Source organism: Rhizobium viscosum, from assembly GCF_014873945.1.
Taxonomy (GTDB): domain Bacteria; phylum Pseudomonadota; class Alphaproteobacteria; order Rhizobiales; family Rhizobiaceae; genus Rhizobium; species Rhizobium viscosum.
Genome location: NZ_JADBEC010000002.1, coordinates 358,824 through 371,218 on the forward strand (window position 1 = coordinate 358,824; position 12,395 = coordinate 371,218).

Sequence of the window (12,395 nt, forward strand, 5' to 3'; positions counted from 1 at the left end):
CGCACTCTCCTACTTCAGAAGCCCAAGCTGCTGCGGCAGCCACAGGGATACGGAGGGAACGAAGGTGATCAGGATCAAGGCGATGAAAAGCGGCGCAAGCCAAGGCAGGATCGCCATCGTCGTACGCTCCACCGATAGTTTCGCCACCCGCGACAGCACGAAAAGCACCATGCCGAGCGGCGGATGGAGCAGGCCGATCATCAGGTTCAGAGTCATGATGAGGCCGAACTGTACCGGATCGATGCCAAACTTCGCGACGATCGGCAGAAGGATCGGTACGAGGATGGTAATGGCCGCGATTGTGTCCAAAAAGCAGCCGACGAAGAGCATCAGCAGGTTCACAAGGATCAGGAACACCCATTTATTGTCGGTGATCGACAGGATCGCGTCAGACAGAAGCTGCGCCGCCTGGCTCACTGTCAGCAGCCATGCGAAGACCGAGGCGGCAGTGACGATGAAGAGAACGGAGGCCGTCGTCTCGATCGTGTCGAAGCTCGCCTTGGCAAGCGTCGAGAGCGTCATCGTGCGATAGCGAACAAGGCCAAGGAACAGCGACCAGAGCACAGCGGCGACGGCCGCTTCCGTCGGCGTGAACCAGCCCATGGTCATGCCACCGATCAGGATGACCGGCGTCATCAGCGCCATGACGGCGGAAAAGCGGAAATACCAGTCCAGTGCCAGAAGCACGACAAGCGCGATGCCCGCCGCAGCGTTCATCGATACGCCTGACCGCATCATGACGTAGATCGACAGCGGCACCAGCAGGACGACGACGATCTCCAAACCTGCGGAAAGGAGCTGTTTCACGTCGAAGGGTGCATCGGAACCCCAGCGCTTCACGTAGGCGAAGGCTGCGACGGTGATCATCATCAGCAACGTCATGACGACGCCCGGCAGGATGCCGGCCATGAAAAGAGCGCCGATCGAGACATTGGCCATCATACCGTAGATTACGAAGGGCAAGGACGGCGGGAAGATCGGCCCGAGCGTGGCAGACGCCGCCGTTACTCCGACTGCGGCCTCGACCGGATAGCCGTGATCCTTCATCGCCTTGATCTCGATCGTGCCGATGCCTGCCGCATCGGCGAGCGCAGTACCGGACATGCCCGAGAAGATGACGGAACCGATGATATTGACCTGCGCGAGACCACCCTTCATCCAGCCGACGAGCGCGACGGCGAAGGAATAGATGCGGCCGGTGACACCTGCCGAATTCATGAGATTGCCGGCAAGGATGAAGAAGGGAACAGCGAGAAGCGGGAAACTTTCGACACCCGCGATCATTCGCTGAGCGACGATGATGTCGGGCGCAACACCATAGAGAACAATGTAGAGAACGGATGCGACGGCCATCGAGATTGCGACGGGCACGCCGATCAGCATCAGCAGCAGAAACGAGCCAAGCAAGAGCAGCATCGGGTCATCCTTCGACGGCGTGGAATTCTTCGGGGCGTTCCAGAACGGAATAGCCGCGGCGCAAATTAGTGATGAAGACAATCACCGCCCGGATCAGCATCAGCACGAAGGCGGCAAGCACGCTGTAGAAGACGATGTTGCGCGGCAAATCGACGGTGACCATCTGCTCGTCAGCGACGATCTGGACGTAGCGCCACATCAGATAGCAGCCATAGGCGAAGAAGCCGATGCGGACGATATCCACGAAGGTTGCGAGAACGCGCGCAAGGCCTGCCGGCATGTAATGATAGAAGACGTCCACCTGGATGTGGCGCGAGGTGCGCACGCACATGACGGCGCCCAAGAAAACGACGCCGATCAGGCAGTTGACGGCGATCTCCTCGGTCCAAGCATAGCTGTTGTTCAGCACATAACGGGTGAAGAACTGCAGGAAAACGCAGCCGGCCATCAGCCAGAAGACGATCAGCGTAATCCAGTCTTCGATGGCGTAGTCCGAGACATTGGCGGTGGGCGCATGCCCTTCGAACTCGTGGCCGATCTCCTCGGCGGTGATTTGCGTGTGGACTTCTTGAGACATGATCGGCTTTATTCCGGTTGGGGAAGAAGGGCGCGCAGCGCTCCCGCGCGCCCTCGGGCTCTTACTGGATCGCGCGGATCGCCTCCCAATCGGCTTTATCGTAGCCGAAGTCCTCGAACTTGACCTTTTCCGCAACCGTCTTCTCGAAGTCGGCCTTGTCGACCTCGGTGACGCTCAGACCCTTTTCCTTGAAGGTAGTGATCAGGCCGTTTTCCTTGCCTTCGATGGTCTTGGTCGTGCGCTCGGCAGCTTCCTGCATGACGTCGCCGAAGATCTTCTTGTCTTCATCGGAAAGGCTCGACCACAACGTCTTCGAGATCACCGTATTCAGGTGATCGACAATGTGACCGGTCAGGATGATGTTCTTCTGGACTTCGTAGAACTTCTTGGCCTCAATCGTCGTCAGCGGGTTTTCCTGCGCCTCGACCGTGCCGTTCTGCAAGGCGAGATAGACCTCGGCAAAGGCGATCGGCGTGGTGTTGGCGCCGCAGGCGCGCGGCATGGCGAGATAGGCCGGGACGTCAGGCACGCGGATCTTCAGGCCCTGCATGTCGGCGCATTTGGCGATCGGCTTGTTGGCCGTCGTATGGCGCGTCCCGTAATAGCTGACGGCGGCGATATGGTTGCCGGTCTTGTCCTCATAACCCTTGGCCAGGCGCTTGAAGACGTCGCTCTTGGTGTAGGCAATCAAGTGCTCCGGGCTGCGGAAGATATAGGGGAAATAGGTCACACCGATCGGCTTGTAGTCGCGGGCGGCAAAGCTCGACCCGGAGATGATGATATCGACCGTGCCGAGCTTGAGGCCCTGGTTGATATCGGCTTCCTTGCCGAGTTGCGAAGCCGGATAGACCTCGATCTTGTAACGGCCGTTGGTGCGCTTGTTGATCTCTTCCGCGGCCCAGAGGGAATCCGTGTGGAAAGGTTCGGATGTCTCGTAGACATGGGCCCATTTCAGCACAGTCTGGGCATGTGCGATCGCCGTTGTCGCCATGATTGCGGCGGCCGTGCAGAGTATCGTCGTCAGTTTCAACTTCATCGCTCTCTCCTCCTGAGATCTCGTTAAGTGGCTGCTTTTCCCTTGTTCGGCCCGGCCGTTTGGCCGCGCCCCTCCTCGCCCGAAAACTCCTCCCCGAAGCTTTCGGAAAACCTCTTCTGCGAATTCGTCAGATGCGTGCGCATGGCGGCCTTCGCCCCTGCCGTATCGCCGGCGGCGATCGCATCGCGTATAACCCGGTGCTCTTCCAGTGCGCTGCGCCATGACACCGGTCCTTCGAAATGGCTGGCGAGCTTTTCGAAATACGGCGTCATGCGCATGTCGAACATCTCGCCGGTGACCCGGATCAAGGTCGCATTGCCGACGATAGCGGCGATGCCGGTATGAAAGGCGCGGTCGGCGACAAGCACGGCGCGCGCATCCTCCACCACGCCGCTCATTGCTCTCAGCGCCTCGTCGAGGACGGCAATGTCCTCAGGGCGGACGCTTTTTGCGGCCTCCTCTGCTATCGCGCATTCGATGATGGCGCGGGCCTGCAGCAGCTCGAAAGGACCTTCGACCGGTTCGCGCTCACTGCCGGTCGCTTCGACCACATGTTTGCGCGTGACATAGATGCCAGAGCCCATGCGGATATTGATGTATCCCTCGACCTCCAGCACTATCAGCGCCTCGCGCAGCGTGGGGCGCGAAACCGAAAGCTGCTCCGCAAGTTCGCGCTCGGCCGGCAGCCTCTGGCCGACGGCAAGTTCGCCTCGGATAATCATCAGACGAATCTGGTCCGCCACCTGCCTGTAGAGGCGGCGTGATTCAACTGCCGAAAACATTATGGCCTCCCCGGCGCGCTTCTCCTCAAACGCACAACTGGTCAACTGGCCTGACCAATTAATCCGAAACTACCATCCGGGAAGTTATGCGTCAATCCGACGCATACACTCAGACCGGGCTGGTCAGTCGATAAGTGGACGCAAGGGTCCTAAGGGCCTCGACCGTCGCCGGATCCAGCATCGCGCCATGTTTTTTCCGCTCGGCGGCGACAGCCCATTCGCGGTCGCCAGGCGCCATTACCCTGAAGCCTTCGCGTGGCGGAGACGCCCTCAAGGTTTCGACGTAGCGTTTCATGGCAGCGTCGAAGATTTCGATATCAAGGAAGGCTGCAGGGTTCAGGGCCATGACGAAAGCACCGAGACCGCGCGGTGTCGAAAAATCCGGCCCGGGCATCGGAGCAATATCGAAACTCAGCTTCATACCTGTAAGTGCGGCACTCAGAATCTCGGGAATGCCGGCAAGCCCTGCACCCTTGAAACCGAATTCGCCGCCAAGCGGCGCCAGCATGTCGGCCACATCGGGATCGGCCGTGTCGTAACCCCGCTCATCGGAGGCAACCCCTTCGGGCAGTTGGCGGCCGAGGCTGCGATAGAGCAGCACGCGGTTATAGGGCACGGCGCTCGTCGCCATGTCGAAGAGCCACGGGTTATCTCCCTTGACAGGGACAGCGCAGGCGATCGGATTGGTGCCATGAAAGCGCATGGCGCCGTCGTGCAGACGCACGAAGCTATCGGAATTGCAGAAAGCAAAGCCGATGAAGCCGCGTTGGGCGGCCTCGAACGCATAAGCACCTGCCGGTCCGAAATGCGAGGAATTGCGGATCGCAACCGCACCGATCCCGAATTCCCCGGCAAGACGCGTGGCATGCTCCATGCCCGTATAGGTGGCAAGCGCGCCATGGCCATTATCCGCATCGAGCGACGCGACGGCGCCAAAGGCGTTTGCCAACACGAGATGCGGGCGTGGATTGAGACGTCCTTCGGTCAGTCCCTTCACATAATGAGGAAGCAGGCGCACACCATGGCTGTCGATGCCATAGCGCGTACCATGCAGCATTCCCCGCGTCGCGGCATCCGCCGTCTCCTGGTCCGTGCCGGCGGCGAGGAAGACCTTTCGGCAGAAATCCTCGATCGCGGCCAGAGGTGCCAGGGAACCAGTGGGATTTTTGCTGTCACTCGTCATAGACCTCAATCCGTTCGGGTGGATCGTCTGCAAACTCTAGCGCGCCTGAGAGAAGATTCGATAGTCGCATCGCGGCTGAACCTGCACCTCCTTCAAACCCTGTTCCGATCGGGACAAAGTTACGGCTTGCCGAGCGACAGGCGAAACTGCCGGGGCGTCGTGCCGGTTCGCTGCTTGAAGATGTCGTAAAACCGGCTGCTGGAGCCGAAGCCGCAGTCGAGGGCAATCTCCAGGATCGGGTCCTCGGTCTCGGCCAGCCGCTGCATTGCTCTCGCGAGACGATAGCGCGTCAGATATTCCATTACTGAAATGCCAAGCACATCGCGAAACGCCCGGTTGGCTGTAGTCGGGTGCACATTGGCACGCCTTCCAAGATCCACCAGGTTGAGCGGTTCGGAAAAATGCCGGTTGATCAGGTCGGTCAGCACCTCTGAGTGGCGGATGGCGGGGCTTACCGGCGTTGCGGCGGCTGCGACGGACGTGCCTCGATCATCGGCGTGATCAAGGATGAGCCGGCGCACCCTAAGCTTGACCTCGTCGGCGATCAGCTGGCGCCGGACGGGATCGCCCTTGCCCCATTCGTCGACCCAGGCAGAGACGGTGAGCGATGTCGTCTCGCGGCGGCGGGGCTCGACGACGAAGGCACCCTGCATGATCGCCTGTCTCGCCTTCTTGTCGATGGAGAGCGCGAGAAAATCGACGAGCGGAAGGTAGACGCAGATGAGCGGCGCCTCCGGCGTCACCAGGATTGTTTGATGGGGAATGGCCGCCCAGAAGAGGACAAGACGCCCGGCCTCGACCCGCTCCTGCCGGCCATTGAAGAGATAAGTCATAGCGCCATCGAGAAGCAGGTTGATCTCGACATGGTCGTGCCAATGCGCTGCACTCATGGCATCGGCCGTGTGGCGCTCGATCAGGAAGCTCCGCGGCGATCCCGCCCATTCGCCGCTCCTGTTGAAATGATCGTCTCTCATGCATCCAACGCTTCAATCCGGGAATACTCCCTTCAATAGCAGGAAGAAATTCTGATTTGGAAGAGGCACGACTATGGCGACCTTGATTGGCGGGAGACCAAAATGCCGAAGATTTGCCTCGTGGGTGCGGGCAGCACCGTTTTTGCGCAGAACATTCTGGGGGATGTGCTCTCTACTCCCTCGGGCAGCGACTATGTGATCAGCCTGTTTGATATCGACCCTGAGCGGCTGAAGACATCGGAGATCGTTGCGCGGCGCATCTGCGAGGCGCTCGACCTGAAGAAAGTCAGGGTCGAGGCTACACTCGATCGTCGCGAGGCACTGCGCGGATCGGATTTCGTTATCCTGATGATGCAGGTCGGCGGTTACAAGCCGGCTACTGTGACGGATTTCGAAGTGCCGAAGCGATACGGCCTGCGTCAGACTATTGCCGATACGCTCGGCATCGGCGGGATCTTCCGCGGACTTCGCACCATTCCGGTGCTGGAAGCGATCTGCCGCGATATGGAAGAGGTCTGCCCGGACGCGCTGCTGATGCAATATGTGAACCCGATGGCGATCAATTGCTGGGCCATCAAGGAACTGGCGCCCAGTATCCGCACGGTCGGCCTTTGCCATAGCGTACAACATACCGCCGCCCATCTTGCCTCCTGCCTGGACGAAGACATTGTAGACATCAACTACATCTCGGCTGGCATCAACCACGTCGCCTTCTTCCTGAAATACGAGAAGCTGCATGCCGATGGCCGGCGCGAAGATCTCTATCCCCGCCTGAAGGCCCTCACCGGCGAGGGACGCGTGCCGGACGACGACCGGGTACGCTTCGATGTGCTGAAGCGGCTCGGCCATTTCGTAACGGAATCCAGTGAGCATTTCTCCGAATATACGTCTTGGTACATCAAGGATCGTCGCCCCGAACTCATCGACAAACTCAACATCCCGCTCGACGAATATATAAGCCGCTGTGAGCGGCAGATTTCCGAATGGCATGCCCTGCGCCGCGATCTCGAAGGCGACAAGCCGATCGAGGTCTGCCGAAGCAATGAATATGCTGCAGGCATTATCAACGCTGCCGTCACAGGCAATCCCGCACTGATCTACGGCAACGTTCCCAACAATGGCCTGATCGAAAACTTGCCGCCCGAATGTATCGTGGAAGTGCCCTGCCATGTGGACCGGAACGGCATCCAGCCGACCCGCATCGGCAGAATTCCCTCGCAGCTTGCCGCGGTCATGAAGCTCAGTGTCTCGGTTCAAGAACTGACCGTGGAAGCAGCACTGACAGGCAAGCGCGATCGCATCTATCAGGCCGCGCTGCTTGATCCGCATACATCGGCAGAACTGTCGCCGGATGAGATCTGGGTCTTGGTTGACGACTTGATCGAAGCACACGGCGACCTGCTGCCTAAATACCGCTGAGGCCGTCAGAGCCCGCGACCGCCAGAACGCTACTCGTCGAGAAGCACGCCATCCCTCGGGAGGCGTGCTTTTGTTTGTCTTTTAAATCCTCGTCGCGGTCTTCAAAAAATCATAAACGATCAGAATCTTGATTGACATTGATCGTATTGAGTGGGAACGTTGACGCAAATAAACGATAAACAGCAGGGGACTATCCGTGAATCAGACTGGCGGCGTGAAAACTGACCGGCTCGATGCCATCCGCAGCCATCTCTATGCGAACGGCTTTTCGACCATTCAGGATCTGGCCGATGCGGTCGGCGCTTCGCTCGCAACAGTCCGGCGCGACCTGCAGGTTCTTGAGCAGGACGGCGCGATCGACAGGGTGCATGGCGGGGCCCGCATCGCCGAAGGGTCCTCGGTCGAACTGGCCTTCCAGGAGCGTGAAAAGCGCCATCTTTCGGCCAAGCGCGCGATCGCGAACGCGGCCTATGAAAAGCTTTTGCCGCGCACGGCGATCTTCCTCGATGCCGGCACGACGGTCCTTCAGCTTGCCCGGCTGATCCGCATCAATCCGATGCCGCTGCGCATCTTCACCAACGGTCTGATCGTCGCTCAGGAATTCCTGAACATTCCGCATCTCGAAGTCGTGCTTCTCGGCGGTCATCTGCGCAGTGAAAATGCCTCTCTCGTCGGCCCGCAGGCTGAAGCCATGCTGGAAACGATCTGGTTCGATCAGCTCTTTCTGGGTGCCAGCGCCATCAGCCCGGATGGGGCGATCTATAGTGTCGACAGCGCCGAAGCCAGCCTGAACAGGCGCATGCTCGCCCGCTCTGCCAATGGTTACGTTCTCGCCGATTCCTCGAAATTCGGGACGATGGCGACATACAAGGTCGCGCCGCTGATTGCGGCAAAACTCATCACCGACAAGGGCCTGGCGCCCCAATGGCGAGCCGAACTCGCCAATTTCGGTGTCGATGCAACCTATGCCGAGCTCGGAGCAAAAGAATGAGCGACGAGTTGATCCTCGGCATCGACGGCGGCGGCAGCAAGGTGCTCGTCACTCTCGCCGACAACGAAGGCAGGATACTGCGCACCGGGCTTGGCGGCGGCGTCAATCCCATGGATAACCCGGACTGGCGACAGGAACTGGAGCAGCATATCGAACCGTTCCGCAATGAGCCGGGATTGGCCGCTGTTGGCGCTGCCTTGCCTGCTTACGGCGAAGTTGCGCATCTCTCCTCTCTCCAGAGGCGATGCATCGACGAAGCTTTCCCGGATATCCGCAGAACCGTCCTCAACGATGTCGACGCCGCCCATCTCGGCGCCTTCGCCGGGCGCCCGGGCATACTCGTCCTGTCGGGGACCGGTTCCATGTCCTGGGCACGCAACGGCGCAGGTGCCTCCGCACGCGTCGGCGGTTGGGGCGATGTGATCGGCGACGAAGGCAGCAGCTACTGGATCGGCCGCGAAGCATTGCACCTTATCAGCCAGAGCCTTGATGGACGCGCCAAGCCCACCGCGCTGGCAAAGGTTGTTTACGAGCACCTCGAGCTCGACATGTCAGATCCGATCAACGCTCTCGGCGGCTGGATTAGCGGGCTTGCAAGGCCGCGCGCGGGTATTGCGGCTCTCTCCGTCCTTGTCGACCAGGTAGCGAGCAAAGGCGACGAAGCAGCAATCGATCTGATCGAAAGAGCAGCTGAAGAGCTTGCCAAGCACCATTGGGCAATATCGGGCCATTGTGAAACCGGCACCGACTGGACTTATGCGGGCGGGACCTTTTCCAGCCGGCTGCTGCTCGAGGCCGTCGAACGACGGATCGGCCGGCGGGCGGTCTCACCTGTACTTCCCCCCGTTGGCGGCGCGCTTCTGGCCGCCGCCCAACTTCTCGACTGGCAGCTTGACGAGCGCTGGTTCGGGCAAATCGCGGTCGCGACAGAAACCGTGATCGCGCGATCAAGACAATGACTGTCAAAGATAAAGAAGGATGGGAACATGCGTAAAATCATATTGCCTTTGCTTGCCTCAGCCGCACTTGCGATTGCCCTGCCTGCCATGGCAGACGACGCCAAGCCACTTGCCGGCCAATCGATCACGGTGCTCATGCCATCGCCGCAGGGGGCCACGGTTGCGGCCGATTTCGAAGCCGAGACCGGCATTCATGTCGATCTCCAGACCCTCTCCTGGGACGATATTCGGCCGAAGTTGGTAACGGCCCTCGTCGCTGGCACGGCACCGGCCGATGTCACCGAATTTGACTGGTCGTGGACGGGACAGTTCAGCGCTGCCGGCTGGTACATGCCGCTCAACGACGTGATCGACAAGGATACGGTCGCTGACATCGGCGTCGCCAAGATCTTCACCGTCGACGGCCAGTTGCTCGGCGTGCCTTACACGAACGACTTCCGCGTCATGCTCGTCAACAAGAAGCATTTCACCGACGCCGGCGTTGCCGAAATGCCGAAAACGCTCGACGCGCTGGTCGCAGCCGCCAAGAAGATCAAGGAAAAGGGCATCTCGACCTATCCGATCGGCCTGCCGCTCTCGGCGACGGAGGGTGCTTCCACCAGCTGGTATCTGCTGACCAAGGCCTTCGGCGGCGAACTCTTCGACAAGGACTTCAAGCCGCTTTTCCTCACCCCGGATTCACCCGGCTACAAGGCGCTCGCCTTCGAACTTAAGCTCCTGAAGGACGGCCTAGTCGATCCGGCCTCGACGGGCCTCAAGGACAGCCAGATCAACGAGAGCATGTTTGCCCAGGGCCTGACCAGCATCATGATCTCGGGCGAACCCGGTCGCCTGGGCCAGATGAACGATCCGAAGCAGTCCAAGGTCGCCGGCCAGGTGGAAGCGATCCTCGTGCCGACCGAAAGTGGTCAGACCCGCAGCTTCGGTCTTCCGGAAGCGCTCGCCATTCCGAACGTCTCGCAGAACAAGGACGCGGCGGTCGCCTTCGTCAAATGGTTCACCAGCAGGGAGTTCCAGAAGAAGAATGCGGCAAACGGCTTCCTGCCGACGCGCACTTCCGCCCTCTCCGAACTCAACACGGAAGGCAAGCTGACGAGCGGCGACGCCCTTGTCGCACAGTCCAAGACCGTCGAGCCGCTGTTCCAGCAGGGAACGCCGCCGTGGTATCCGCAGTTTTCGAGCGCAGTGAACACGGCGATCAACAGCGCGGCAAAGGACCAGATCACCGTTGATCAAGCCATGCAGAGCATCGCCGATGCAGCCAAGCAGGCGATGGCGCAATGACAACAGCCACCGCTGAAGGTGTCGCAGCCAAGCGTAGTGTCGGCCTCAACGCCGACACCATGCTCGGACTGCTGCTGGTGCTGCCGATCCTGGTGACGATGGCAGCTCTGGTCTTCTATCCGATGGGACGTACGGTCTGGGACTCGCTGCACCGGGTCAATCCGATGCAGGCCGGAACGCCCTTTGTCGGACTGGAAAATTACACGCGCATGCTCTCGGACGGACAGTTGGCGACGACCTGGACGAATACCCTCATCTACGTCGTGCTCGCCGTCGCTGCCGAAACCATCTTCGGCGTGCTTGCTGCAGCGCTCATCAACCAAGTGAAGGTCGGGCGGCAATGGGTACTGGCGGCCGTCATCCTGCCCTGGGCGCTCCCCGGTGTCGTCAATTCCGTTATCTGGTTGTGGATCTATCAGCCGGGTGCCGGCCTGTTGAACGGCATTCTCGTTGCACTCGGCCTGCCCTTCGAAAACCATGTCTGGTTCAATGACCGGACGAGCGCGATCATCGCCGTGACCGTCGTGCATGTCTGGCGCATGATGCCGCTGACGATCGTCATTGTGCTGGCCGCCATGCAGAGCATTCCGGCGCATCTCTACGAGGCTGCCCGTATCGATGGCGCGACCCGCGTGCAGATGTTCAGCCTGGTCACGCTTCCGCTCGTGCGCAGCGCCATCGCCGTTGCCATGACAAATGCGACCGTCAACGCTTTCAACCTCTTCGACGAGGCCTGGGTGCTTGCCGGATCGAGCCTCGAAACACGGCCGATCCTCGTGCAGATCTATCTCGAGACCTTCCAGAACCTTCGCTTCTCCTACGGCATGGCGCTGTCTGTCGTCATCACGCTGGTGTCGCTGCTGGTTTCGCTGGTCTACGTCCTCCGCGTCTATCGCAACACACGGTTCGACTGATGAAACCAACCATTCTCTATCGCCTGATGATATGGACGGGTCTTGCTTTGCTGCTGATCTGGTCGCTCGGCCCGATCTATTGGACGCTCGCAAGTTCCGTGACGCCGACGGAGGATTTCTCCACGCGGCCGATCCATTTCTTCCCGCAGCATTTCACGCTCGACCACTATTCGCGCCTGCTCGGCATCAACATTTCCCGGATCGGCGGGGTGGAGGTGTGGAAGCAATTCCGTGCAGCGCTGCTCAACAGCGTAATCACATCTGCTGCCGCCACGGCTCTCTGCGTCGCAATCTCTGCACTCGGTGCCTATGCCTTCACCAGGATGCGCTTTCCGGGCCGTCACATTCTATTCGGCGCTGTCGTTGCGACGCTCGCCATCCCTGCCTATGCAGTGCTGATCCCACTCTATCAGATCATGATCAAGATGCATCTGGTCGACACCTATACCGGCGTGTCGCTGATCTACGTCTCGGCCTATCTGCCGCTCTCCCTTTGGCTGCTGCGCAGCGTCTTCGAGCAGCTTCCGATCGCACTCGAAGAGGCTGCACAGCTCGATGGCGCAGGCCGCCTCTTCATCTTCTTCAACATCGTGCTGCCGCTCGCCGGACCCGGCCTGACGGCGGCCGCCATCCTCACCTTCCTGGGGGCCTGGGGCCAATACCTCGTCCCCCTCATCTTCTCACCGCAGGCTACGAAACCCCTGACGGTTCTCATTCCCGAATTCGTCACCAAGAACTTCATCGACTACGGGCTGATCACGGCAAGCGGATCGATTGCGATCGTCATCCCTGCCCTCGTCGTCATCTTTCTCAACCGGTACCTCGTCAGCGGTCTGCTGGCTGGTTCGGTCAAATAATCG

The 12,395-nt window shown here is 60.0% G+C and carries 12 protein-coding genes; 6 read left to right on the forward strand and 6 right to left on the reverse strand.

Features of this window, described 5'->3' with window-relative positions:
• Nucleotides 1-9: 9 nt before the first annotated feature.
• The 6 genes from H4W29_RS22625 to H4W29_RS22650 form a co-directional block, all read right to left on the reverse strand.
• The gene (locus H4W29_RS22625; protein ID WP_183733042.1) at nt 10-1,416 is read right to left on the reverse strand and encodes a TRAP transporter large permease; all 1,407 of its coding nucleotides are present in this window, start codon (nt 1,414-1,416) and stop codon (nt 10-12) included.
• A 4-nt stretch (nt 1,417-1,420) separates the two neighbouring features.
• Nucleotides 1,421-1,993 (reverse strand): TRAP transporter small permease, encoded by a 573-nt coding sequence (locus H4W29_RS22630; protein WP_192731106.1) that lies wholly within the window; start codon nt 1,991-1,993, stop codon nt 1,421-1,423.
• A 61-nt stretch (nt 1,994-2,054) separates the two neighbouring features.
• On the reverse strand, nt 2,055-3,029 hold the full coding sequence (locus H4W29_RS22635; RefSeq protein WP_192731107.1) for a sialic acid TRAP transporter substrate-binding protein SiaP: 975 nt from the start codon (nt 3,027-3,029) through the stop codon (nt 2,055-2,057).
• 23 nt (nt 3,030-3,052) lie between these two features.
• A complete protein-coding gene (locus tag H4W29_RS22640; RefSeq protein WP_192731108.1) occupies nt 3,053-3,811 on the reverse strand; it encodes a FadR/GntR family transcriptional regulator in 759 nt (252 codons plus the stop codon).
• A 109-nt stretch (nt 3,812-3,920) separates the two neighbouring features.
• Entirely contained in the window at nt 3,921-4,994 is a 1,074-nt protein-coding gene (locus H4W29_RS22645) for an Ldh family oxidoreductase (RefSeq protein ID WP_192731109.1), read from the reverse strand.
• A gap of 119 nt (nt 4,995-5,113) precedes the next feature.
• Nucleotides 5,114-5,968, reverse strand: coding sequence for a helix-turn-helix domain-containing protein (locus H4W29_RS22650; RefSeq protein WP_192731110.1), 855 nt, complete (start codon nt 5,966-5,968; stop codon nt 5,114-5,116).
• A gap of 102 nt (nt 5,969-6,070) precedes the next feature.
• On the opposite strand from H4W29_RS22650, the gene H4W29_RS22655 reads away from it, so the two are divergent.
• From H4W29_RS22655 to H4W29_RS22680, 6 genes are all read left to right on the forward strand, one after another.
• On the forward strand, nt 6,071-7,387 hold the full coding sequence (locus tag H4W29_RS22655; RefSeq protein ID WP_192731111.1) for an alpha-glucosidase/alpha-galactosidase: 1,317 nt from the start codon (nt 6,071-6,073) through the stop codon (nt 7,385-7,387).
• A 196-nt stretch (nt 7,388-7,583) separates the two neighbouring features.
• A complete protein-coding gene (locus H4W29_RS22660; protein ID WP_192731112.1) occupies nt 7,584-8,378 on the forward strand; it encodes a DeoR/GlpR family DNA-binding transcription regulator in 795 nt (264 codons plus the stop codon).
• Nucleotides 8,375-9,337, forward strand: coding sequence for an N-acetylglucosamine kinase (locus H4W29_RS22665; protein WP_192731113.1), 963 nt, complete (start codon nt 8,375-8,377; stop codon nt 9,335-9,337). The genes H4W29_RS22660 and H4W29_RS22665 overlap by 4 nt, the downstream gene beginning before the upstream one ends.
• Before the next feature lie 27 nt (nt 9,338-9,364).
• A complete protein-coding gene (locus H4W29_RS22670; RefSeq protein WP_192731114.1) occupies nt 9,365-10,621 on the forward strand; it encodes an ABC transporter substrate-binding protein in 1,257 nt (418 codons plus the stop codon).
• Nucleotides 10,618-11,535: a carbohydrate ABC transporter permease gene (locus H4W29_RS22675; RefSeq protein ID WP_192731115.1), complete on the forward strand. Its 918-nt coding sequence runs from the start codon at nt 10,618-10,620 to the stop codon at nt 11,533-11,535. The genes H4W29_RS22670 and H4W29_RS22675 overlap by 4 nt, the downstream gene beginning before the upstream one ends.
• Nucleotides 11,535-12,392: a carbohydrate ABC transporter permease gene (locus H4W29_RS22680; RefSeq protein ID WP_192731116.1), complete on the forward strand. Its 858-nt coding sequence runs from the start codon at nt 11,535-11,537 to the stop codon at nt 12,390-12,392. The genes H4W29_RS22675 and H4W29_RS22680 overlap by 1 nt, the downstream gene beginning before the upstream one ends.
• The last annotated feature ends 3 nt before the right edge of the window (nt 12,393-12,395 follow it).

Bases quoted from the DNA above. Each gene is read 5' to 3' on its own strand.
- H4W29_RS22675 (WP_192731115.1), top strand. From the start codon at position 10,618: ATGACAACAGCCACCGCTGAAGGTGTCGCAGCCAAGCGTAGTGTCGGC.
- H4W29_RS22625 (WP_183733042.1), bottom strand. From the start codon at position 1,416: ATGCTGCTCTTGCTTGGCTCGTTTCTGCTGCTGATGCTGATCGGCGTG.
- H4W29_RS22655 (WP_192731111.1), top strand. From the start codon at position 6,071: ATGCCGAAGATTTGCCTCGTGGGTGCGGGCAGCACCGTTTTTGCGCAG.
- H4W29_RS22645 (WP_192731109.1), bottom strand. From the start codon at position 4,994: ATGACGAGTGACAGCAAAAATCCCACTGGTTCCCTGGCACCTCTGGCC.
- H4W29_RS22650 (WP_192731110.1), bottom strand. From the start codon at position 5,968: ATGAGAGACGATCATTTCAACAGGAGCGGCGAATGGGCGGGATCGCCG.
- H4W29_RS22635 (WP_192731107.1), bottom strand. From the start codon at position 3,029: ATGAAGTTGAAACTGACGACGATACTCTGCACGGCCGCCGCAATCATG.
- H4W29_RS22665 (WP_192731113.1), top strand. From the start codon at position 8,375: ATGAGCGACGAGTTGATCCTCGGCATCGACGGCGGCGGCAGCAAGGTG.
- H4W29_RS22680 (WP_192731116.1), top strand. From the start codon at position 11,535: ATGAAACCAACCATTCTCTATCGCCTGATGATATGGACGGGTCTTGCT.
- H4W29_RS22640 (WP_192731108.1), bottom strand. From the start codon at position 3,811: ATGTTTTCGGCAGTTGAATCACGCCGCCTCTACAGGCAGGTGGCGGAC.
- H4W29_RS22670 (WP_192731114.1), top strand. From the start codon at position 9,365: ATGCGTAAAATCATATTGCCTTTGCTTGCCTCAGCCGCACTTGCGATT.
- H4W29_RS22630 (WP_192731106.1), bottom strand. From the start codon at position 1,993: ATGTCTCAAGAAGTCCACACGCAAATCACCGCCGAGGAGATCGGCCAC.